The following is a 21261-nucleotide window of genomic DNA, read 5'->3' as shown; positions in this document are numbered from 1 at the left end:
CTTGTTATCTGAAAGGCAACACAATGAATCACTCTGAAATCTCGAGCTTTATTTGGGGTACGGCAGACTTGCTGCGCTCCAGTTTCAAGCAGCACGAGTACGGTGATATCATCCTGCCATTCACGGTTATGCGCCGTCTCGACGTGGTGCTCGAGCCCACCAAGCAGGCAGTGCTCGAAGCTGCCGCAAAGAGCGTTCCTGCTGGTCCGTTGCGCGACAAGATGCTGAAGAAAGCCGCTGGCGTCGACTTCTACAATACGAGCTGCTTCACCATGGAGGGGCTTCTGCAGGATGCCGATGGCATCCGAGAAAACATCACTCAGTACGTTACGAGCTTCAGCTCCGACATCGTTGACATCTTCGAGAAGTTCAAGATCTTCGAGGTCATCAAAAACCTCGACGAATACGACCTGCTCTTCCTGGTGGTCGAGCGTTTCTGCAATCCGAAGGTCGATCTTTCTCCGGAAAGCATCAGCAATGCCGACATGGGAGACATCTACGAAGAGCTTATCCGCAAGTTTAGCGAAATGAGCAACGAAACCGCTGGTGAGCACTTTAGCCCGCGCGATGGCCTGCGCCTCGCTTCGGAGCTGCTCGTCGCCGGCGAGATGGACGACCTTACGCGCCCGAACCGCATCGTGAAGGTGTGCGACCCCTGCGCTGGAACGGGCGGTGCGCTTACGGTGTTCGCCGACCGCGTGGCTGAAATCAATCCGCAGGCTACGGTGGTAACGTACGCGCAGGAAATCAACGGCCAGTCCTATGCCATCTGCAAGTCAGACACCATCCTGAAGGGCGGAAACGTTGTTAACGTCCATTTGGGCGACACGCTTGCCGACGACCAGATGCAAGGCGAGACGTTTGGCTACCAGATCTCGAATCCGCCGTATGGCGTCGACTGGAAGAAATCGAAGGCTGCGGTTACGAAGGAGCGCGAGACGCTTGGGTTCGCGGGCCGCTTCGGTGCGGGTCTGCCGCGTATTTCCGATGGTCAGCTGCTGTTTGTGCAGCATATGGTAAGCAAGATGCGCGCTCCGGAGGACGGTGGCGGCCGCGTTGCCGTCTTCCTGAATGGTAGCCCGCTGTTCACGGGTTCAGCTGGCTCTGGCGAGAGCGAGATTCGTCGCTATCTGCTTCAGCACGACCTGGTGGATGCCATTGTCGCCATGCCGAACGACTTCTTCTTCAATACGGGTATTGCCACCTACATTTGGGTGCTCGATAACACGAAGGAAGAACGCCGCAAGGGCAAGGTGCAGCTCATTAACGCGAACGGCATCTACAACAAGATGCGTAAGAGTCTGGGCAGCAAGCGCAACGAGTTCAGCGACGAGCAAATCGCGCAGATCATCGGCCTGTACAATGATTTCGAAGATGCCGATTCGAAGCTCAGCAAGGTGTTTGAAAACGATGAGTTCGGCTACGTAACCGTGGACGTGCGTCGCCCTCAGCGTGACGAGCAGGGTGAAATCGTTCGTGACAAGAAGGGCCGTCCGGTTGCTGACAAGGAGCTTAACGACACCGAGAACATTCCGCTAACGGAAAGCGTTGAAGACTACATGGTACGCGAGGTGCTGCCCTATGCACCCGATGCCTGGATTGAGCCGAAAAAGCAGAAGAAGGGCCAGATGCTCGAGCTACGTGATGGTGGGGTAGTGGGCTACGAGATTCCCTTTACCCGTCATTTCTATGAGTACACGCCGCTGCGTCCCAGCAGCGAAATCCTTGCCGAGATTCGCGAGCTAGAGGCAAGCATCGCCGAGAAGCTGCAGAAGGCGGGGCTCTAACATGGAGCGCTACGAAGCGTATAAGTATTCTGGCGTCGAGTGGATTGGCGAGATTCCCGAGGAATGGGAAACGCTACGCTTAAAGAATGTGGCACTGATTTTACGCGGAGGGTCGCCCAGACCTATTGAGGATTTTATCGCAGAGGCAGATGACCCAAATAGTTTCAACTGGATCAAGATTGGCGACACGGAAAAAGATGGCAAATATATTCGTAATTGCAAGCAAAAGATAATTGCTGACGGTTGTGCGAAAAGCAGAGCTGTTCATAGGGGCGATTTGCTACTAACTAATTCCATGAGCTTTGGGCGCCCGTATATTCTAGAGCTTGATGGCTATATTCATGACGGATGGGTATGTTTCGCAAATATTAAATCGGTTTCTCCTGAGTACCTGTACTACTGTTTGTTATCGGAATACTGCACCCATCAATTTGACTTAATGGTTGATGGTGGAGTGGTAAAGAACCTCAATGTCGATAAAATAGGTTCGGCTACGATCTTTTTGCCATCTCAGAAAGAACAACAGGCCATCGCCGACTACCTCGACGCCAAGACCGCCGAGGTCGACGCGCTTGTCGCGGACTGCGAGCGGGAGGTCGGGCTGCTGCGGGAGTACCGCAAGGCGGTCATCTCCGAGGCCGTCACCAAGGGCCTCGACCCCGACGCGCCTATGAAGAGATCTGGGTCAAAATGGGTAAGTGAAATACCAGAGAATTGGGATGTCATACCTTTAAAACATTTTTCAAAACTGATTACGGATGGCGTTCATCAAACGCCGGAATACACCGATGAAGGAATTCCATTTTTGTCTATTAAAGACATGTCAAATGGAACCATAAGTTTTGAGGATCGTAAGTACATTTCGTATGCTCAGCACCTTGAGCTGAGCAAGCACGCGCCTATCGAAGAGGGTGATCTGCTTTTTGCAAGAATTGGCACCCTGGGTGTGACTGTCGTTGTTAAAGACTGTCCTACATTTGACATATTCGTTAGCCTTGGTTTGATTAAGCTCAAAGGTGGGGCTATCAACGGGGACTATCTTGCTTACTGCATGAACTCGGATTACTACTGCTCGTATATACAGACGGTAAAAGCCGGAGGTGGAACTGCTGCGGCGAAATATAATCTCGGCGAGGTCTCTAGATCCCCTATTATTCAGCCTCCTCCGGAAGAGCAGGAGAAGATAGTCGCATACCTCGATGCCAAGACCGCCGAGATCGACTCACTGATCGAGGAGAAGCAGGAGATGGCCGACAAGCTGCGGGAGTACCGCAAGTCGCTGATATCGGAGGCCGTGACCGGCAAGTTCAAGGTACCCGGCGTCTAGCACCACGGAGAGGGAAGCATGAAGAAGATCACGGGAACAGAGAAGACGTTCAAACAGCTTCTGCAGAACACGAAGTACTCCATCCACTACTACCAGCGCGAGTACGCCTGGCAGTACAAGCAGGTGCAGGAGCTCATCGACGACCTGACCGACGAGTTCCTGAACTGGTACGACCCAGCCCACGAGCGCAAGGACGTCGCGCAGTACGGCGTATACTTCATGGGCAGCGTCGTTCTCGCCGGGCGTGAGAACGCCATCATCGACGGGCAGCAGCGCCTTTCGTCGCTCTCTCTGCTGCTTATCTACCTGCGCCGGCGCCTGCTTGACATGGACATGACGATCGCGACCGTGGACCAGATGATCTTCTCCGAGAGCTTCGGTACCGCCTCGTTCAACATATCGGTCGAGGACCGCGAGCCGTGTCTGCGGGCGCTCAACGACGGCAAGGACTTCGACCCCGAGGGCTACGGCGAGAGCGTCAAGAACCTATACGCTCGCTACCAGGACATATGCGACCTGTTCCCCGAGGAGATCGACGATGCGGCGCTTCCGTACTTTGCCGACTGGCTGACCGAGAAGGTCTACTTCATCGAGATCGTGACCGAGACTGAGCAGGACGCGCACAAGGTGTTCGTATCGATGAACGACCGAGGGCTGAGCCTCACCTCCGCCGAGATGCTCAAGGGCTACCTTCTCTCGGAGGTAGCCGACGACCAGCGGCGCGAGAAGCTCAACGACGCCTGGAAGGCCAAGATGCTCGCGTTGAAGGAGCTGGGTAAGAGCGAGGAGGAGGATTGTATCAAGGCGTGGCTGCGCGCCAAGTATGCAGAGAGCATCCGCGAGAACAAGAAGGGCGCGACGCCCGAGGACTTCGACCTCATCGGCGGCAGCTTCCACAAGTGGGTGCGCGACGAGCACGCGCGGCTGGGCCTCAACTCGTCGGACGACTTCGACCGGTTCATCGAGGAGTTCTGCAAGTTCGCCGACATCTACATCCGCCTCAAGCACTGGGAGTGGGAATTCAGCGAGAAGCAGCCGTATCTCTACTACAACGCGGCGCTCAGCTTCACCCTGCAGTCGCAGCTCTGCCTCGCGCCCATACGCGTCGAGGACATCGGCGAAACCATCGAGCGGAAGATCCTGCTCGTGTCGCGCTTCATCGACATCTTCATCTATACGAGGGCCGTCAACTACCGCAGTATGGACTACTCCACGATCAAATACGCGATGTTCCAGCTGACGAAGCGCATACGCAACCTCGACGTAGACGAGCTGGCCGCACAGCTCGACAAGGAGGTCGACGACCTCGGCATGAGCATCGAGGACGCCTGGGGCGACTTCCGGCTGAACTTCTACACTAAGAAATACATTCGGCACATGCTGGCCCGCATCACTGACTTCGTGGAGCGTGGCTGTGACCAGCCCGGTCATTATCTTGAGTATGTGGCCCAGAAGAGCAAGCGTCCCTTTGAGGTGGAGCACATTATTACGGACCACTATGAGTGGTATCAGGACGAGTACGGGAGCCGCGAGGAGTTCGATGCTACGAGGAACAGGCCAGGTAACCTGCTTTTGCTTGACAAATCTACAAATGCCTCGATTAATGATGACCGCTACTCGCAGAAGCTTCCCGTGTATGGCAGCGAGAAAGGTAACGTGCTCTCTGCGGCACTTGTCTCGGCTTCGTATCGGCACAATCCGCGTTTCCTCAAGTTCATGGAGGAAACGGGCTTTGAGTTTAAGCCCTATGAGACGTTCAGTCGCGATGAAATCGCAGAGAGGTCTGAGCTCGTGAAATCGCTCGCTCTTGCGCTTTGGACGCCTGACTTCGTGAAGCTCGCGCGAATTGGAGATTGATGACTGAAGGGACTGACTATGGTGTCGGTTTCCTATATGGCTACGAGTTTGTCAAAAGCTACGGAGAGAAACTTTGAGGACAACGTAGAAGTTCTCATGTGCGAGTATCGTAAGTCACTCATTTCTGAGGCCGTGACGGGCAAGTTCAAGGTTCCGGGCGTCGATTAGGCCTCTTGCCGTATGTGTGTCCGATTTTAGGTACAGTTGCGGTATCATACATAGCTATAATTCGTATATTGGTGTTTTACGGGCTTGCGTATGTATTTGCGCAAGCCCGGATAATAAGAGCGTTTAGGTTGCTGCTTCTCGGAAGATAGCAGCCATACCGAATGGGAGAAAACGCATGATCGGTGAACCGTTTGACGATAGCTTGGCGAACTCGCTCAAGGATGGCGACGTCATGCTCGAGGGCGATAAGGCCTACGAATACAAGTCGCTTGGCGGCATGTCCGAACGGGATTTCGAAGACGAGGTAGAGCATTTCCTGTGGGAGGCCGGTTGGAGCGCTTTCGCCAATAATGCGCAGGCACAGGCTGACTACGTCCGCAATCTTGCCCTCAAGGTCGATTCACTTGTATCGTTCGTCAAGGAAACGCAGCCTGAAGAATGGGCCAAGATCGAAAAGCTCTACGGTTCCCATACGCAGGAGAAGTTCCTCAAGCGTTTGTGCGATGAGCTTGAGCCTCATGATGACCGTGGGGGAGCACTCAACGTGCTGCGTCATGGCATTCGCATGGCGCCGGGTGCGCAGTTCCGTCTGTGCTTCTTCAAACCCGCCTCCGAAAAGAATCCCGATGCGTGGACGCGCTACAAGATGAATCGCTTCGAGGTCGTGCGTCAGCTGCGGTATGGCACGCTGCCTGATGACCTGAACAATTCGGTTGACGTCGTTCTCTTCCTGAATGGCATTCCTGTGGTCACGATGGAGCTGAAGAACAACAACACCGGTCAGCGTACCGAGCATGCGGTGTGCCAGTATAAGACCGACCGCAGTCCGAAGGAATTGCTGTTTAAGCCCAACCGTCGTGCACTTGTCCATTTCGCGCTCGATTCCGAGACCGTGGAGATGTGCACGTGGCTGGCGAATGGCAAGTCGTTCTTCCTGCCGTTCAACCGCGGCAATGGCATGAATGGCGCGGGTAACCCGGTCAATCCCGAGGGCTACCGCACCGAGTACCTGTATCGCGAAATCCTGGCGCCCGACAGTCTGCTTGACATCATCCAGCGATTCATTCGCGTGGAGTACGACCCCGATACGAAGGCCATGAAGCGCATCATCTTCCCACGCTTCCATCAGCTCGATGCGGTGCGTAAGCTGGTCGCCGATGCGCGTGAGCATGGTGCGGGTCGCAGCTATCTCATTCAGCATTCGGCAGGTTCCGGTAAGTCGAACTCGATTGCGTGGCTGGCGCATCATTTGCAGTCGCTTCACGATGCCGATGACAAACCCGTATTCGATACCGTGGTAATCCTTACCGACCGACGCAACTTGGACGCGCAGCTCTCCGAGACCATCGACTCCGTGGAGCATAAGCGTGGCGTGGTGGTGCGCATTCGCGAGGAAGATGGCTCTGCGGGCTTGCGCGAGGCGCTGAATTCTGGCGCGCAGATCATCACGTCGACTATCCAGAAGTTCCCGTACATCTGCAGCGAGACCAAGGTCAGCGGAAAGAAGTTCGCAGTCATTATCGACGAGGCTCACTCTTCGCAGTCGGGCAAGGCCAACGCTAAGATGAAGATGGCGCTTATCGATCGCGACCTCGACCCCGACGAGCCCTGGGATAACGAAGACGAGCTTGCCCGTGAGATGAAGGCGCAGGGGCATATTCCCAACCTGAGCTTCTTCGCGTTCACGGCTACGCCGAAGGCTGCCACGCTCGAGGTGTTTGGCATGCGTGACGACGCTTGCAAGCGCGACAAGGACGGGCTGCTCATTCCGCGTCCGTTCCACTTGTATTCGATGAAGCAGGCAATTGACGAGGGCTTCATTCTGGATGTGCTCGAGAATTACACCTGCTTCGAGAGCTATTTCCGGTTGGTCAAGACGATTTCCGACGATCCGCGATATAAGGAAATGAAGGCCAACAGGGCGCTCATGGGCATCGTGGATTGGAATCCTGCGATGATTTCCCAGAAGGCACAGATTATCGTCGAGCACTTTATGAACGACGTGGAAGGCGTGCTGGGTGGTCGCTCGAAGGCCATGGTGGTCACCTGGAGTCGCCCCATGGCGTATCGCCTGTATCTGGCTATGGTGGAGTACATCGAGCAGCGGAAGTATGCCTGCCAGGTCATGGTGGCGTTCTCGGGCAAGCTGGACGTTGATGGCGAGGAAATTACCGAGGCCAAGGTGAATGGCGTCCCCGAAACGCGCACGACCGAGCTATTCGACTCCGACGAAAAGCGCATTATCGTGTGCGCGAACAAGTACCAGACGGGCTTCGATCAGCCGAAGCTGTGCGCCATGTACGTGGACAAGATGCTTACAGGCGTTGCGGCTGTTCAGACGCTGAGTCGCTTGAATCGCACATGCTCCATTCCTGGCAAGCGCACGTTCGTGCTGGACTTTGCGAACGATTGGGATTCCATTCGCGCGAGCTTCTCGAATTACTACGAGGTTACCGAGCTTGATGCTGCGACTGACCCCGATGTGATTTACAACCTGCAGGAGCGCCTGGATGGGTTCCACGTGTACGACTACAGCGAAGTCGAGGCGGTCGCGCAGATTTACTTTGGCGAGGTGGATACTGATAGCGTGTCGCGTAAGGTGGAGGCCAAGTTGCAGCCTGCCGTCGATCGTTGGAAGGCGCTGGATGACACGCCGAAGCGTCAGTTCAAGGCGCTGTTGCGAAAGTTCTTGCGCTCGTATTCGTTTATTACCCAGATGATCAGTCTGGGCGATAGGGATTTGCACGAGCTGTTCGTGTATGCGGGCTTCCTGGTGAAGAAGCTGTTCTTAGATACGGGTAGTACACCCGATTTGCGCGACAAGGTGGAGCTTGAGTACCTGCGCATCGAGGACAAGGGCACGAAGGCCATCAAACTGCAGAGTGAGGAGCTGCATAACGGTGGTGCGAATGCCGGCGTTGCGAAGGATGAGGAAGAAGAACTCCTGAGCGTGCTGATTGACCATCTGAACGATGCGTTTGGCGCTCAGTGGACCGAAGCGGACAAGATCATGAAGGCGGTTGCCGATAAGGTCTGCGAGGACGAGGAGTTCGTGCAGCGCGCGCGGACGAATTCGATGAACGACCTGCGTGCCATTTTCGGCGATGTGCTCATGAATGCCCTGATGGCGATTCTGTCCGATAGCCAGGATATGTACGAGAGTTTCAACGAGAATCCCGATACGTACATGCGGATCATGAACAACGACTTGCTTCCGCTCGTGTATCGCAGGTGCAATGCGGACGAGGAATAGGTTGATTTCGATGCAGTGCTTTCATGGGAATCTGACCGTCGACGTATTCAAGGCTCATCATGCGAGGATGCGTCAGGAGATAGCATCATTGTCGGCCGAGAGGATGGATAAGACCGATCGCGATGCTTGGATCGACTATTATGTCTCGCAATACGAGATCGATTGTCTCGCCATCTATCCTGAGAGTATGCAGCTGGAGCTCGATGAAAAGACGCTGCAGGAATACAACCACTGGTCTCGCATGGATCCCTCTGAGCCTAAGTATTTCGACGTCGCGGGGTTCAGGGCGACATGCATGGTGCCTTACACGGGCGACCCCGAGCTCTTCAAGGTGACCCCGATGACACACACATTGAGGACTTTTGAAATTGAAAGGTTGGATAGGCCGAATAAGGATGGCGTCGGCTATTTTGTTCTCGTTTATGAAGTGACACAACGTGAAGCGACTGCAGATGGCATTCGGAAGCATTTCCAGGAAGAGGTCGGAGACTACGTAACCGCTGCGGAGCACATCAGGATGGACGCCAAGCAGTTTAATGATTCTTTGCGGCAGCAGGTCGAGCAGGCGGTTGATAAGCGTATTTCCGAGCTCGACAAATTCGCGTCCATACGGCAAGGGCTTAACCTACCGCTCCGTCGGGTGAAAGACGCCCCCATGGCGAAGCCTGTATCCCTCCCGAGAAAGAAGAAGCTTGTTTTTAATATGCCTCGACCGTCTGAGCAGGGAGAGTCGTACTGTATCGCTGACGTCGACTATGAGCACATTACCGAAATTATAGACAGCTGTTGTTCGATAATGGAACAAGCTCCCGGCTCTTATGTGTCCTTTGGCGAGGAGCAGCTTCGAGACCATATCCTTTCGGTTCTTAACACTCATTACGAGAATGCGACTGGTGAGACGTTTCGCAAGAAGGGAAAGACCGATATCAACGTGCCATTCGAGGGTCATGCGGCTTATATTGCAGAATGCAAGATCTGGCACGGCAGAAAGGCTTTTCTCGCTGCAATTGATCAGCTCTTTTCTTACACCACTTGGCGGGATACAAAGGTCAGCGTCATTGTCTTCAACAAAGACATCAAGAATTTCGAAACTGTGCTTGATGCAGTCCAGGATGCGCTTGACGAAGTGTCGATACAGGAAGGGCGGCCGAAGCATTCTCAGTGGTATTGCAAAATACAGAACAAATATGACGAACGAATCATGCATGTCACAGTACAAGTTTTTAACTTGCATGCCTAGCGTTCATTTTGAAAGGTCGAATCATGGCAAAAAAGCTATACGAGGTGGAATACGACGATAACCTGCATATGGCAGACGCTGCCGATGATCCCGACTACAAGCGTGGCCTTCTTTATGACGATGACGGGAATCTCAAAGCACACGCGAAGATGCGCGAAGTGGACGAAGACGAACTACGCGACCGTTATGCCGAACGCGATCAGTACGACTACGAATATGACTATGAGCGCAGAGAGGTTGAACTCACCCCAGAACAGCAGGAGCTTGCCCAATTGGCTGGAGAAGCATTGGCTGCGATGCTCATATCCCTAATTGCTGCTGCATCTCCACATGTGCAGCACTGGTGGGAGACAGCTGCTGTGCCAGGGGTAAAGGGTTTCTTTGGTAACATTGCTAGCTTCTTTAAGGGAATTGGAAAGAAGTCTAAAAACAAGCAGGTTGAGCGTCCTATGACTCTGCAGCTTGCCGAAGCAAGCCTGCAAATTGACCCGAAGGCTATCTCGGCAGAGCTCGATACCGCCTATGAAGGATATCGTGAGAACATGAGCAGCGAGGAGGCTCAGAAGACGCTTGTTGAAATCGCGATACTTGCCTCGATGCTTGCCGAAAGAATCAAGAAACTATCGACTGCGAAGATTGCTGATGACGGTATTGCTGGTGGCTACTTAGGCTGGCAAGAAACGGTCAACAGGCTGTCTTCTCGGGAACTAATTGACGGTGTGAACAGAATCCTCGAAGGGGACGTTAAGCTATTTGACGCTGCTCAGATTGCGAACTTAGAGCTGATACTTGGACGAAGCCTCTATGAGAATGGGCAATTTGTCCCTATCGAATCTAGTGAGTTTCGCGAAAGACTGATGCCTCAGATCAACGATGATACGAAGGACGAAGGTTCTGATGAAGAGGGCCCGCTGGTTATTGCCTAATCTTTGGTAAGCACTCCATCTTGTGGCACCCCAAGACGATGCCCGTACCGGTAAAGGTGCGGGCATTGTTCGTCTCTGCCCGCCTTACGAGACGAAAGGCAGGCAGGAACATGGACGGTGAGACCAATGGCAGTCAGGAAGCCACGCAGGGTGCGCAGGACACTTCGCAACAGCAGGGCCAAGAGCGGCAGGAAACGCAGCAGGGTCAGTCGCAGATAGACGGCGATACTTCCGACTACGAGAAGCAGATAGCCGAGCGAGACGAGAAGATCGCGGCCCTTGAGGCGCAGGTGGCCGAAGCCGCCAAGAACGCCGAAACGGCCGAGCAGCTGCGCGGCGAGATCGCCGAGCTCAAGGCCCAGGGCGAGAGCGACCGCATCGATTTCAAGCTGCAGCTCGCGGGCGTGCGCAATGTGAAGGCGGCATGCGCGCTCCTCGCAGACCACGACAACGTCGTGGACAAGCTCAAGGCTACACCTCGGTCATCGACGAGGTGTACCAGAGGGCGTCCGCTCGGGCATTCTCAACTCCGGCCGCCGCATGGTCCGCGCCGGCCACAACGCTAAGGAGATCCTCATCCCGAAGATCTCCGTCACCGGCCTCGGCGACTACACCCGCAACGTGGGGTACAAGACCGGTGCCATCACCTACGAGTTCGAGCCCAAGACCTTCAACTACGATTGCGGCATCCGCCTATTCGCGAATTCGATGTTGACGTACAGACATTGGGAAGTGGGGCGCTATTATGTCTAGCTTTATTCAAAAAGCTAATCTATGGGATGTTGAACGGACATTAGATTTTGGCAATGCGCTTTGTCCGCCATTAAAACTGGTCCGTTTAGACCTCCAAATCCGTTAGCTCTCTCGTTTTCATTCGTTTCCGCAATATAGCCACTGGCAGTATTTCCTGGGTTTCGCATTGAATGAAAGAGTATGAGTGGAATAATAAATAACCACAAATGTATTTCTTTGGCATATGAATCGATTCGAAGGTCTACAGGGGATTGAGGGAGAAATGGCGAAAAGCGACTACGAAATTGAGCTATCTAATTGCCGCAATATTGTTAAATCGTGTCCTCTCGTGATCAAAGAGCAAGCGCTAAATGTCTTCTTTGCCAAAAATGGCACTGGTAAAACAACGATTACGAGGGCTCTTTCGTATGTAAATTTAAAAACCCCCGAGGCGTTTGAGTCTCTGTACTCGTTCGACTATGCAGAAACCGGAGATGAGAAGTTTAAACCGTCGGTAAATTGCTCTCGCAACGTAAAACGCCTCGAGGTCTTTAACAAAGAATGGATTGACTCACACTGTTTTACCGAAAGTTCGGTTCAGGAAGGCGCGTATGAGTTATATGTACGCGATGCTTCCTTCGAAAAGAGCGAACGCGCAAGAGATAAGTTGCTTATGAAGCTGCGACGGGTATTGGCTTCCCCTGATGCGGATGCTTTGCGTTCGGATCTTGATTTGATCGTAAAAGGAATCGGTAAGGCGGCTCCTGGTAAGGTTAGCAAGGCGAGTCAGCCGTTCAAGGCCTTTAAGTCGGGCGCGCTCATTGGTCCGCTGCCGTCCGCGCTTAAGCCGGTTGTGGGCAGTATGAGCCTATCTGAACAGGCTATATGGTTGAAGTGGCACAAAAGTCATCCCGAACCTAAAACGACGGGTTTATGTCCGTATTGCGGCAATGATGATAGCGCAAAGGTTATTGAGTGTTTTGACTTTGATGATGGCCTCGAAGAGTCGAGTGTTAATTCTTGGCATAGACTTGCGACGCTTTTTGAGGATCATGAGGATATTTTTTCGCGTGATATAGTTAATAACTCACGGAGAATAATGTCGCCAAGCTCGGCTCCCTCCCAAGGCGATTTAGAATATCTTTGTTCTCTCTCCGTGGATGCTATTGCGGTTCGGGAAGCGATTTCGCGAATGGAATCGTCCCTGCGCGAGGAAAGATGTATGGAAGCAGCGGTTCTTGTTAAAGAGCTGTCGGATTCTGCTCTCGTTCTTGCATCTTGCAAGCTTTTTAGAAAAAAGGTTTCCGGCAAGAAAAGTCTGCAACAGAGCGCGTTGGACGGTATCGTGCGCGCTGTTCATGACGTTTGCTCTAAACATGCAGAATTAGAAAGCTTGTCCAAGCAATTGCTTTCTCAGGCAGCGGCTAATATAAAAGGCCGCGAGAATGAGATTAATGACTTTTTGCATATGTGCGGCTATCGGTATCACGTTGAAATCCGAAATTCAATTTCAAAAGCTGAAGCCAAGGTGCTGCTTGTTGCTGATTGTCCTGCTAGTGGTTCTAAGCACGAAGTTCGAGATGTTGCTGCGGCGTTAAGTTATGGAGAGCGTAACGCCTTTTCCTTGGCCTTGTTTGCCTTGCAGGCGACGACCAAGTCTGGCGGAATAATCGTGTTCGACGATCCAATTTCTTCTTTCGATATCGACAAGCGATTTGCGATTCTGTATATGCTGTTCTCGACAAAGTCGAGCGTCTTTTCAAAGTTGTTGCTGAGTGGGTCGAGAACAATTCTGCTGCTAACTCATGATTATCTTGTTGTATCGGAGCTTGCGAAAATCACCAAGAAACATTTTCCTGCTAGACGAAAAGCTCTCTGGTATCTTAGCTGCAATTCACACGGGGAATTGTCGGGAAGTTCGATTTCGGATGAAACCTTCCGACCTTATGTTGAGATGCTAAAGAAGAGAATTAGCGATTCATCAGGTAAGGATTTGATCATTGGATTGATTTACCTTCGTTCGCTTTGCGAAATGCTACGGAAGAGCCAATTTGACAAACGCACTCGGTGGGGCATTTCGTTTAGTTTGCTTTCGGAGATAGTTCATGGGCGCGATACCTCTGAAGTCTGCTTGCGCCGTAATTGGTCTAGTGTCTCGGATGGCTCTTATTCGGTTGCCATTTGTCAAAATCTGGTAGAGAAAGAACTTGGAATATCGTTCGACTATTGGGCGACCGTTGAGACGTACCATGCGAATATTCCTCACCTTCTCTCAGTGTATCGTTCTACGACTGCTCCATATGAGAAGCTCCAGCTAATTAGGATGATGCTTAAGCGCGACCCTACATTGAACTCACTTGGCAAGGTGATGGAGCGTTTTGCGGACGATACGTGCCATATTGGTGGCGATTATTTGTATCAGCTCGATCCGATTGATTTTGACCAAGTTCCATTTTATGTACTCGATTGGTGCGACGAGGTCGCAAAAACTGCTTCAACTGCGTCTTCGGCCGGCGCTAATCCTATGCCTTAGGTCTAAATCTGCTAGCGCTGTGATTGCGCGATGTGGCTGCGTGTGAGGTGATTTGTGCGTTGTTGCGTGCTCGCGCGGGTTTCAAGCTGTGCCGGCGGGAGATGGCGTTGTAGATGACGATTATGCTGCGCGATTATATTGGCAAGCTTGACATTTATGTAGCGGAAAGGCGGGAGATGCGTGCTTAGCGATATTAAGGCTTTCGAAAGGGTTGAAAGCATTCTCAATGAAGATGGAACAATAGCGACGTTTGAAAAGGAGAATGGGAAGATACTCGGGCGGATGATGATCGACCTCTGTGATATTCCCGATAACCTAACGGTCTCGATTGAGCCTACGGAAAGCACCTATGCCTTTCAGGGTACGTTCGACTTCTATGATGCGGCATTGGGAATCGTGATTGATGTGAAGTCGCTGGAGGCGAAGAGCGGTATATGGGTTACGCCTCAATTTGGGCGTTGCGACGAGATTGCCCAGGAATGGATTGAATATTTCATCGAGACGTTGATGAAGGGTGTCGGTGAGGGCTTCGGCGTTCCTATGTATGCGTTTGTAAACGACTCTTCGAGCTTTGAAGTCTATCCAAGTATGCGTGCATAGCGAAGAGCCTGGGTTTCGTTATTCCTCCAGCAAATTCACTCGGTAGGTATTCCCATCGCTGGACTCTTCCTCGAAGGCTTCCTCCTGGTATTCCAGCTGCACGCTGCCCCAGCGAGGGGCTAGTTCGTCGGCGTGCTCTTGCAAGAAGCGCGGCTTGCTGTGAGCGATGAGTTGCACAAGGAGGTCCTGGTCCCAGACTTCGTACGACAGGTCGATGATGTCTTCGGGCGTAAAACGTACGCCGAGATTGGTTGCCTCTTCCACTAGGTAACCAAGGTCTTCGAAATAGGTGCCGCCGTTGAATGCTCGCATGATTGCGCTGCGGCTCGAGGTGTCTATTTCGTTTTCGTCCAGGTCATCGAGGTCTTCATCGTAGATGTCGTAGTCCTCGTCATCGTCCTCAAAGAGGTCGAAGGGATCATCGTCGTAGATGCTGATGGTTGTTCCATCGTCATCGCGGTCGTTTGCATCGTCGGGGTCGTTATTGCGCTTCCATAGTGGCTCGTTTGCCTGGTGCTCGGCTTCCTCCGTTGCACGAGTGGCCTGCTTGGCAAACTTCGTTCCAAGCATGCCCATGAAGGCCGCCTCCCCAGCATTCAGGCGACCATCGCCGTTGAAATCGAAAAAACCGCCGTTCATGATGCCGCCTTCCGCGCGAATGCTATTTTGTTCCATGGTAGGGGAGGGCGAATTGTCGGGCGTACCGAGAATGGGACATGCATCCCGCTTTCTGGTTATACTTGGGCCAATACCTTCGAGCCCCCAAGGAATACCACATGAACCTCCCAACCATCTACCTACTCGATCAGGAGCCTGGCATGGTCTCCGTCTGGGCACTTGCATTCGAAGGCATCCCAGTCGTGCATGTCGTGCAAGATGACTTCGCCGGCTTCATGGATGTGCATCCCCAGGTCGACTGCATCGTTGCGCCTGGTAATTCGTATGGACTCATGGACGCCGGTTACGACGCGGCTATCATTTCGTATTTCGGCGAGGGGCTCAAGCATGCCGTGCAGCGTAAGATTCTTGATGATTGGTTCGGAGAGCAGCCCGTAGGCACCAGTATGTCAATCGAACACGCTGGCATAACGCTTGTTCATACGCCTGTCATGCGTGTGCCGTCGGTCGTACGCGATTCTATGGTCGTTTACCATGCCGCGCGCTCGGCGCTCATTGAAGCCATGCGTAGGGGAGTGAAGGCGGTTGTGCTTCCCGCCTTTGGTGCAGGTTGCGGCAAGGTGCCGCACGATGTGGTCGCGCGCCTCATGGCGCAGGCGTACCGTCAGCTTGCCGACCCGCCTGCCGAGCTTTCCTGGCATTACGCGCATTCGCTCGATTTGCCAGATTCGCTGCAGCATGCGTTGCGCGAGGTGCAGTCAATTCCCCTTGTCGACCGTAGTGATTTCGATTATTCGGATCTCGATGGTTTGAAACGAGAGCGACTCATTTCTCGCGGGTATGCAACCGAAGGCGACTTCGAATAGGCGCCCCCTCAAGTTTCCTCGCTCTCTTTCCGCATCCTTTCCGCGACTCTTTCGCGACCCTTTTCGCATCGCTTCGTGATTGCGTTCTGATTCCCTTCATTTGGGTGCTGCTTACCATTTTGCAGGCGCGTCACCCTTAAAACTTAACTTATAAGTTTACTAATGAAGGGATAGGTTAATGTACAATGGGAGCTGGAGTATCGTGCGTATGTCGGGACCCTTTTGCTTGCTTGTTCGTAATGGCGAAAGGGAGAACATCCTGCAGAAGCGCTTCAAAAAGCATGCGCAAGCATACGGCGAATTATTTCGAATTGTTCAATATCTATCGAGCTTGGATTACGAAAGCTGCATCGCTGTTGGCTTTGATGGGCGCTATTTCGACACCATACGTGCCGATGGCGATCTGAGCCTCATCGAAATACGCGTTAGAAATACTCTGTGGCGTGTAATTGCATATTGGGTGCGTGATAGGCGGATGATCGTCGTGCTCGATGCGTTTGAAGCGCATAAGCATAAGTCGATGTTCGAAATGGTGAAGGTCGTTACGCCGAAGCTGCTCATTGTAGACGAGCTTTTGGAGAGGGGTTTGATGTGATGAAGAATGGAATGACTCTTCAGGAGTTAATGGGTGATTATTTCGACATGGATGCGGTGATTTCTCCGGAAGTAATCGAGTTTTCCATGAACATGCATCTGCAAGGCGAAATATATCTGCGCATGAAGGATCTTGGCATGACGCAGAAGGAACTTGCGCAAAAAATGGGCATTTCACCTGCGGCTGTTTCAAAGCTCCTGTCGCGGGATTCGAACATGCGGCTTAGCACTATCGCCCGAATCGCCTCGGCGTTGGGCTGCGATGTCGCTCCCATAAAGCTCGTCCCTGGGAAAGAGGCGCTTGAGCAGTTGAATCGCGATCTCGTAACCAACGATGAATCGGCTGCTCACGTTAATGGGTTTCCCTGCCCCGATCAAGCCGGCAGCGTTGCCTCCGCTTCCTAGCGCGCTCCCGTTTGTAAAATCGCCCCAGGCCGCAAGGCCCGGGGCGATACTAGCTTGCTCGGTTGTCGATGATCCTTACGCAGCTTTCTCGCCAGCAAGAATCTTGTGAGCGCGTTCGTATTCCGCAACCTCATGCTCGGGCAGCTCGCCTTCGGCGATGCGGGCGCGGGCGGTCTCGTAATCGCGCGTGCCAATGAACACTTCCTGCTTGTAGGGGTTTACGCCCAGCTTCTTCGCGCGGTAGAAGATGTAGACGATCGCCGCAACGTTCGCGCCAAGCGCCAGAACCGAAACTACGGTATTGGTGGTGGTGTTCAGCGTAGAGTTCACGGCGAACACGCTGTCGAAGCCAAACGACGGGAAGGAATCCTGGAACTGCGGGAACACCTGCGCGAACATGCACCAGATGGCCAGCGTGTTGGCGCGGTTCTGAATCCAGCCGCCCTTGTTCCAAAGGGCCGCGGCCACGGTGGGGGCCAGAAGCAGCGCCAAGCCGCAGTACCATGCGTGGTTGGGCAGGCAGTTGTAGGTGTAGCAGAAGTTCCACAGGTCGTAGGCAATCACGAACACCCAGGTCATGTCGGCCCAGACCATGTCATCCTTCTTCTTCGACGTGTACACGGCCCACCAGCCGGTCATGCAGAAGATGTCGATGAGGCCCGCAATGCCGTTGAACAGGTTGTTGAAACCGGCAATCTGCGTGGCATGCTCGGAAGTTACCCATACGATCGAGCCCGTGGCGGCGTCGACGAATGCGCCGTCGGATCCGGGCACCGTGGGGTCCTGGATGACGCCCGCATTATATTGCAGCAGGTGAACGAAGCTCTCGAAGTCGCTTACTACGGCAATGAGGATGTTGATGCCCACGATGATGAACGGGAAGCACTTAAACCAGGTGGCCTTGCCCAGCTTGCCCCAGTGATACTTGATGATCATGAAGCCAATGCAGCCGGTAAGCGCCGCGTACACCTTCGCGTAGTGGAACCAGCCGTTTTGGAACAGGACCGTGGGGTTGTTCTGCGCCCATTCGGCGCCCGCCCCGGCGCCCACCGTTACGGCGATGCAGTAGATGGTCATGGCAATGGGAAGCGCCACGAACATGATGATGCCGCCGGCCTTGCTTCTTCGGGCAAATTCGTTCAGCAGGATGAGCCCACCGAACACGAGCACCCAGCCTACCCATTGGTACAGCGCATTTGCCCCATACACGTCGAATAGCATAATCTCCTCCTAACCTTGTAACGAGTGGCGTCTACCGTGCTACTCGTTGTCCCCTAGATCAAGATGCAGCGTCTGCGCGACGAGGCTTTCCAGGACCTCGTCGGACGCGTTTGGATGGCTGCGGATGAATGCGACCATACCCATGATGAGCATGTAGAACATCTCGTATACATGCTCGATTTCCAAGTGATGGCTCTGCGCGTAGGCCACGGCGGTGGTGTTAGTGAGGTAGCGCGCGAGTACGTCGGCCGAGCGGGAGAGGAAACGCAGGTAGAGGCTTGCGTTTTCGTTGTGGGCCAAATCTGTTCGGAACGATCCGTTGTCGAAGACGCCCCGCTTGAGCATGCGGATGCAATCGTGAAGCGCCTTGCGCACGTTGCCCGGTTCGCGGTTGTCGTTCCAGAGCTCCACCATCTCGCGAAACTCCTCGACGTAGTCGTCCAGGACCGCTTCGGTCACGGCGTCCTTGTCGGGAAAGTAGTGGTAGAACAAGCTGCGCGTAACTCCCACGGCGGCGGTGATGCTCTTCACGGTGGTATGCGCCATACCGCGCTCTTCGTAGAGGGTGCGCGCGGCGGATACGATTTCCGCACGACGGTCTGGCGAATCGGTGATTTCGATCTGGTCGATCATTGCCATGGCCCCTCTCCATTGACGCTGTGTCAACCCTGATGGCTCGAATATACGCCCCTCGTTGACGCAGCGTCAATGAACACATCGCCCGATGCGTCAACGGAGTGAGCGCGGCCGGAATTCATGGCGGAAACCTGCGCAATGGCCGCTCCGCGGCTGTTCGACTGCCTGCAGTAGATGAACTTAGCCGAACATTTCCGTGGTGTGGTCTCGCGCTCGCGCAGACATGCCGTATCATTGCCCCATGCTCAGTCTTACGCTTGCATGGAACATATTTACCCTCTTCATCATCATGGCCATGGGGTTCGCACTCGTGAAAACGGGCATCGCGAAACCCGAGCACAGCCATGGCGTGTCGCTGCTTTCGCTCTACGTCGTGAGCCCCTGCATGATCATTTCCGCCTTTCAGGTGGAGCTCACCGACGACCTGCGCGCCGGCTTCATGCTTTCCTGCCTGGCCGCCGTTATCGTGCAGGCTTCCTACAACTTGGTGTGCTTCCTGCTGAAGCGCCCGCTGGGCCTTACGGCGGTGGAGCGCGCGTCGGTGACGTACTCGAACGCCGGCAACCTCATCATTCCGCTGGTCGTGAGCCTGCTGGGTTCCGAATGGGTCATCTACTGCACGCCGTTCATCTTCGTGCAGAACGCGTTTTTGTGGAGCGTGGGGAAGAGCACCCTGCAGGGTAAGACCACGGTTGACTGGCGGCAGATTGTGCTTTCGCCGAACATGATTGCTACGTACGTGGGCGGCTTGCTGTTTTTGTTGCAGATCGAACTTCCTGGCCCGCTGGGCAGCGCCGTAAGCTCTGTCGGCAGCATGATTGGTCCGCTGGCCATGTTGCTTACGGGTCTTATCATGGGCGGCATCAAGGCGTCCGACCTGGTGCGGTTCCGCCGTTTGCCTGTTCCCGTGCTGCTGCGCTTGGTGGCCCTGCCCCTGCTCGCGCTGGGGGCAATGAAGTTATTGCTGCTCGCGAACCTTGCGCCCGACGCTTCCAACATCTTGCTTATCACGCTCTTGGGTGCGGCGGCGCCTGCGGCTTCCACGGTGAACCAGATGGCGAACATCTACGGCAACGACGCGGGGTACGCCAGCATCATCAATGTCGTCACCACGCTGCTGTGCATCATCACGATGCCGCTCATCGTTGCGGTGTACTTGTTGTAACGTCGGTGCGGTTGCGCGCCGTAGGCGCTGATGGGGTGGGGTTCGCATCCCGCCGCCCGCCTCTGCGCCGCTGCTCGTCGATCCCTTTCGCGCAAAACAAAAGCGCCCGGTTTCCCGAGCGCTCGCATTCGTAAGTATTCCGTCGCAGCTTACTTGTCGCCGTTGATGATGCCGCGCATAGCGTCGAGCAGCTTCTGGTTTTCCTCGCGCGTGCGTACGCAGACGCAGAAGAACTCGTCGGAGGGCAGGCCCGGCGATCCCGCCAGGCGGTTTACCAAAAAGCCCGCTAGCTGCAGCTTCACGATCAGCTCTTCGGCGCATGTAACGCTCAGGCGCATCTCTTCTCCGGGCGTGAACTCGCACAGTACGAAGTTGCCCTCGGCGGGGTGGATGCTAATGCCCGGAATAAGGCTGAGCATGCACTGCATCCAGGGAATTTCCGTGTCCAGGAATTCGTGCGTGCGCTCCAGGTAGTCGCCGTGGCGGACGATGGACTTGGCCAGCACCTCGGCGAACATGGTGGCGTCGGCACCGTCGTAGAACTGGCGAATCTGCTTGATGGTAGCGGGGTTCGCGGCAATGTAGCTTAGCGGCACGCCTGGCATGCCGAAGGTGACCGATGGCGAGCGCACTACGATCAGGTTGCTGTAGCGCTCGATGAGCGGCAGCAGGCTTTCCGCGCCAAATGCCAGCTCGATGTAGCTTTCGTCCACGATGACCCATCCGCAGGTTTCCAGGTAGTGCACCAGCGTGTCGCTTTGCAGCAGGCGCGAGGTGGGGTAGGACGGGTTCGCCAGAACCATGCCGTCGAAATCGCCGTACATGCTGCGCGCGGTGTAGGCGTCCAGCGTGGCGAACGACGTGGGGTTCTCGATTTCGATGTAGTCGTGCCCAGCGTTGGAAATTGCCAGGGCGTAATCGGCGGGCGCGGGCATCATAATGCCCACCACGCCGCATGCATAAGCCTGCGCGGTGGCGCGAATCATCTTCGTGACCGACGTGCCCACCAGGATGCACGAGCGGTCGATGCCCAGATAGCGGGCCAGCTCGTCGCGCAGCACGTGGCCGTCGCGGTCGGGAACGTAGGCAAGCTCGCCTTCCACCAGGGCGGAATGCATGGCTTGGATGAACGGCTTGGGGGTTCCCATGGGGTTTACCGGATGGCAGAAATCCATCCAGGTCATTTCGGTGCGTAATTCGTACGGAAGGCATACGGGCTTTTGGGGGAGCGTGGTGACGGTTTGCCTATAGTCGGCCGTGCCGTTGAAACCCAAAAGGGATGGCATGCTCATAGGTGACCCCTCTCTAATACCCGCTTTCCGTAGCGCGTACG

Annotated in this window: 18 protein-coding genes; 14 read left to right on the top strand and 4 right to left on the bottom strand. The window is 54.3% G+C overall.

Annotated elements, in window-relative coordinates:
• The first annotated feature begins 23 nt into the window (after positions 1 to 23).
• The 10 genes from AAY81_RS06380 to AAY81_RS06335 all read left to right on the top strand — a co-directional run bounded on the left by AAY81_RS06380 (position 24) and on the right by AAY81_RS06335 (position 14423).
• Positions 24 to 1787 (top strand): type I restriction-modification system subunit M, encoded by a 1764-nt coding sequence (locus AAY81_RS06380; RefSeq protein ID WP_066662832.1) that lies wholly within the window; start codon positions 24 to 26, stop codon positions 1785 to 1787.
• 1 nt (position 1788) lies between these two features.
• Complete coding sequence (locus AAY81_RS06375) at positions 1789 to 3114, top strand: restriction endonuclease subunit S (RefSeq protein ID WP_066662830.1); 1326 nt, start codon at positions 1789 to 1791, stop codon at positions 3112 to 3114.
• Positions 3115 to 3132: 18 nt separating this feature from the next.
• Positions 3133 to 4971, top strand: a complete 1839-nt coding sequence (locus AAY81_RS06370; protein ID WP_066662826.1) for a DUF262 domain-containing protein — start codon at positions 3133 to 3135, stop codon at positions 4969 to 4971.
• Positions 4972 to 5314: 343 nt separating this feature from the next.
• Entirely contained in the window at positions 5315 to 8392 is a 3078-nt protein-coding gene (locus AAY81_RS06365) for a type I restriction endonuclease subunit R (RefSeq protein WP_082867902.1), read from the top strand.
• Between the two features lie 103 nt (positions 8393 to 8495).
• Positions 8496 to 9632, top strand: a complete 1137-nt coding sequence (locus tag AAY81_RS06360) for a hypothetical protein (protein ID WP_143117349.1) — start codon at positions 8496 to 8498, stop codon at positions 9630 to 9632.
• A gap of 23 nt (positions 9633 to 9655) precedes the next feature.
• Complete coding sequence (locus tag AAY81_RS06355; RefSeq protein WP_066662820.1) at positions 9656 to 10558, top strand: hypothetical protein; 903 nt, start codon at positions 9656 to 9658, stop codon at positions 10556 to 10558.
• Positions 10559 to 10623: 65 nt separating this feature from the next.
• Positions 10624 to 11124 carry a hypothetical protein gene (locus AAY81_RS10590; protein WP_205630814.1) on the top strand — a complete coding sequence of 167 codons (501 nt, stop codon included), beginning with the start codon at positions 10624 to 10626 and terminating at the stop codon, positions 11122 to 11124.
• Positions 11099 to 11311 carry a hypothetical protein gene (locus AAY81_RS10585; RefSeq protein ID WP_066662815.1) on the top strand — a complete coding sequence of 71 codons (213 nt, stop codon included), beginning with the start codon at positions 11099 to 11101 and terminating at the stop codon, positions 11309 to 11311. The genes AAY81_RS10590 and AAY81_RS10585 overlap by 26 nt, the downstream gene beginning before the upstream one ends.
• A gap of 223 nt (positions 11312 to 11534) precedes the next feature.
• Positions 11535 to 13823, top strand: a complete 2289-nt coding sequence (locus tag AAY81_RS06340) for an ATP-binding protein (protein ID WP_066662813.1) — start codon at positions 11535 to 11537, stop codon at positions 13821 to 13823.
• Between the two features lie 180 nt (positions 13824 to 14003).
• A complete protein-coding gene (locus tag AAY81_RS06335; RefSeq protein WP_066662811.1) occupies positions 14004 to 14423 on the top strand; it encodes a hypothetical protein in 420 nt (139 codons plus the stop codon).
• Positions 14424 to 14441: 18 nt separating this feature from the next.
• Here the strand turns inward: AAY81_RS06335 and AAY81_RS06330 are convergent, their stop codons facing one another.
• Complete coding sequence (locus AAY81_RS06330) at positions 14442 to 15098, bottom strand: hypothetical protein (RefSeq protein WP_156501502.1); 657 nt, start codon at positions 15096 to 15098, stop codon at positions 14442 to 14444.
• A 101-nt stretch (positions 15099 to 15199) separates the two neighbouring features.
• Here AAY81_RS06330 and AAY81_RS06325 point away from each other — a divergent pair, with 101 nt between their 5' ends.
• From AAY81_RS06325 to AAY81_RS06315, 3 genes are all read left to right on the top strand, one after another.
• Positions 15200 to 15907 carry a macro domain-containing protein gene (locus tag AAY81_RS06325; protein WP_066662806.1) on the top strand — a complete coding sequence of 236 codons (708 nt, stop codon included), beginning with the start codon at positions 15200 to 15202 and terminating at the stop codon, positions 15905 to 15907.
• A 208-nt stretch (positions 15908 to 16115) separates the two neighbouring features.
• Positions 16116 to 16502 (top strand): hypothetical protein, encoded by a 387-nt coding sequence (locus AAY81_RS06320; protein ID WP_169815802.1) that lies wholly within the window; start codon positions 16116 to 16118, stop codon positions 16500 to 16502.
• Complete coding sequence (locus AAY81_RS06315) at positions 16502 to 16906, top strand: helix-turn-helix domain-containing protein (protein WP_066662801.1); 405 nt, start codon at positions 16502 to 16504, stop codon at positions 16904 to 16906. The genes AAY81_RS06320 and AAY81_RS06315 overlap by 1 nt, the downstream gene beginning before the upstream one ends.
• Positions 16907 to 16981: 75 nt before the next feature.
• Here the strand turns inward: AAY81_RS06315 and AAY81_RS06310 are convergent, their stop codons facing one another.
• Together AAY81_RS06310 and AAY81_RS06305 are read right to left on the bottom strand one after the other, a co-directional pair.
• On the bottom strand, positions 16982 to 18127 hold the full coding sequence (locus AAY81_RS06310) for a DUF5692 family protein (RefSeq protein WP_066662798.1): 1146 nt from the start codon (positions 18125 to 18127) through the stop codon (positions 16982 to 16984).
• Between the two features lie 39 nt (positions 18128 to 18166).
• Positions 18167 to 18766: a TetR/AcrR family transcriptional regulator gene (locus AAY81_RS06305; protein ID WP_066662795.1), complete on the bottom strand. Its 600-nt coding sequence runs from the start codon at positions 18764 to 18766 to the stop codon at positions 18167 to 18169.
• Between the two features lie 238 nt (positions 18767 to 19004).
• On the opposite strand from AAY81_RS06305, the gene AAY81_RS06300 reads away from it, so the two are divergent.
• Positions 19005 to 19928, top strand: coding sequence for an AEC family transporter (locus AAY81_RS06300; RefSeq protein ID WP_066665058.1), 924 nt, complete (start codon positions 19005 to 19007; stop codon positions 19926 to 19928).
• A gap of 149 nt (positions 19929 to 20077) precedes the next feature.
• Here the strand turns inward: AAY81_RS06300 and AAY81_RS06295 are convergent, their stop codons facing one another.
• Positions 20078 to 21220: a pyridoxal phosphate-dependent aminotransferase gene (locus AAY81_RS06295; protein WP_066662792.1), complete on the bottom strand. Its 1143-nt coding sequence runs from the start codon at positions 21218 to 21220 to the stop codon at positions 20078 to 20080.
• Positions 21221 to 21261 lie beyond the last annotated feature (41 nt).

This window comes from Denitrobacterium detoxificans, from assembly GCF_001643775.1.
GTDB lineage: Bacteria > Actinomycetota > Coriobacteriia > Coriobacteriales > Eggerthellaceae > Denitrobacterium > Denitrobacterium detoxificans.
The sequence above is the reverse complement of the archived record's forward strand: the minus strand, read 5'-3'. Positions and strand labels throughout refer to the sequence as shown.

Bases quoted from the DNA above. Each gene is read 5' to 3' on its own strand.
- AAY81_RS06325 (WP_066662806.1), top strand. From the start codon at position 15,200: ATGAACCTCCCAACCATCTACCTACTCGATCAGGAGCCTGGCATGGTC.
- AAY81_RS06360 (WP_143117349.1), top strand. From the start codon at position 8,496: ATGGATAAGACCGATCGCGATGCTTGGATCGACTATTATGTCTCGCAA.
- AAY81_RS06370 (WP_066662826.1), top strand. From the start codon at position 3,133: ATGAAGAAGATCACGGGAACAGAGAAGACGTTCAAACAGCTTCTGCAG.
- AAY81_RS06355 (WP_066662820.1), top strand. From the start codon at position 9,656: ATGGCAAAAAAGCTATACGAGGTGGAATACGACGATAACCTGCATATG.
- AAY81_RS06380 (WP_066662832.1), top strand. From the start codon at position 24: ATGAATCACTCTGAAATCTCGAGCTTTATTTGGGGTACGGCAGACTTG.
- AAY81_RS06310 (WP_066662798.1), bottom strand. From the start codon at position 18,127: ATGCTATTCGACGTGTATGGGGCAAATGCGCTGTACCAATGGGTAGGC.
- AAY81_RS06295 (WP_066662792.1), bottom strand. From the start codon at position 21,220: ATGAGCATGCCATCCCTTTTGGGTTTCAACGGCACGGCCGACTATAGG.
- AAY81_RS06340 (WP_066662813.1), top strand. From the start codon at position 11,535: ATGAATCGATTCGAAGGTCTACAGGGGATTGAGGGAGAAATGGCGAAA.
- AAY81_RS10585 (WP_066662815.1), top strand. From the start codon at position 11,099: ATGGTCCGCGCCGGCCACAACGCTAAGGAGATCCTCATCCCGAAGATC.
- AAY81_RS06375 (WP_066662830.1), top strand. From the start codon at position 1,789: ATGGAGCGCTACGAAGCGTATAAGTATTCTGGCGTCGAGTGGATTGGC.
- AAY81_RS06305 (WP_066662795.1), bottom strand. From the start codon at position 18,766: ATGGCAATGATCGACCAGATCGAAATCACCGATTCGCCAGACCGTCGT.
- AAY81_RS06330 (WP_156501502.1), bottom strand. From the start codon at position 15,098: ATGGAACAAAATAGCATTCGCGCGGAAGGCGGCATCATGAACGGCGGT.
- AAY81_RS06320 (WP_169815802.1), top strand. From the start codon at position 16,116: ATGTCGGGACCCTTTTGCTTGCTTGTTCGTAATGGCGAAAGGGAGAAC.
- AAY81_RS06315 (WP_066662801.1), top strand. From the start codon at position 16,502: ATGAAGAATGGAATGACTCTTCAGGAGTTAATGGGTGATTATTTCGAC.
- AAY81_RS06300 (WP_066665058.1), top strand. From the start codon at position 19,005: ATGCTCAGTCTTACGCTTGCATGGAACATATTTACCCTCTTCATCATC.
- AAY81_RS06365 (WP_082867902.1), top strand. From the start codon at position 5,315: ATGATCGGTGAACCGTTTGACGATAGCTTGGCGAACTCGCTCAAGGAT.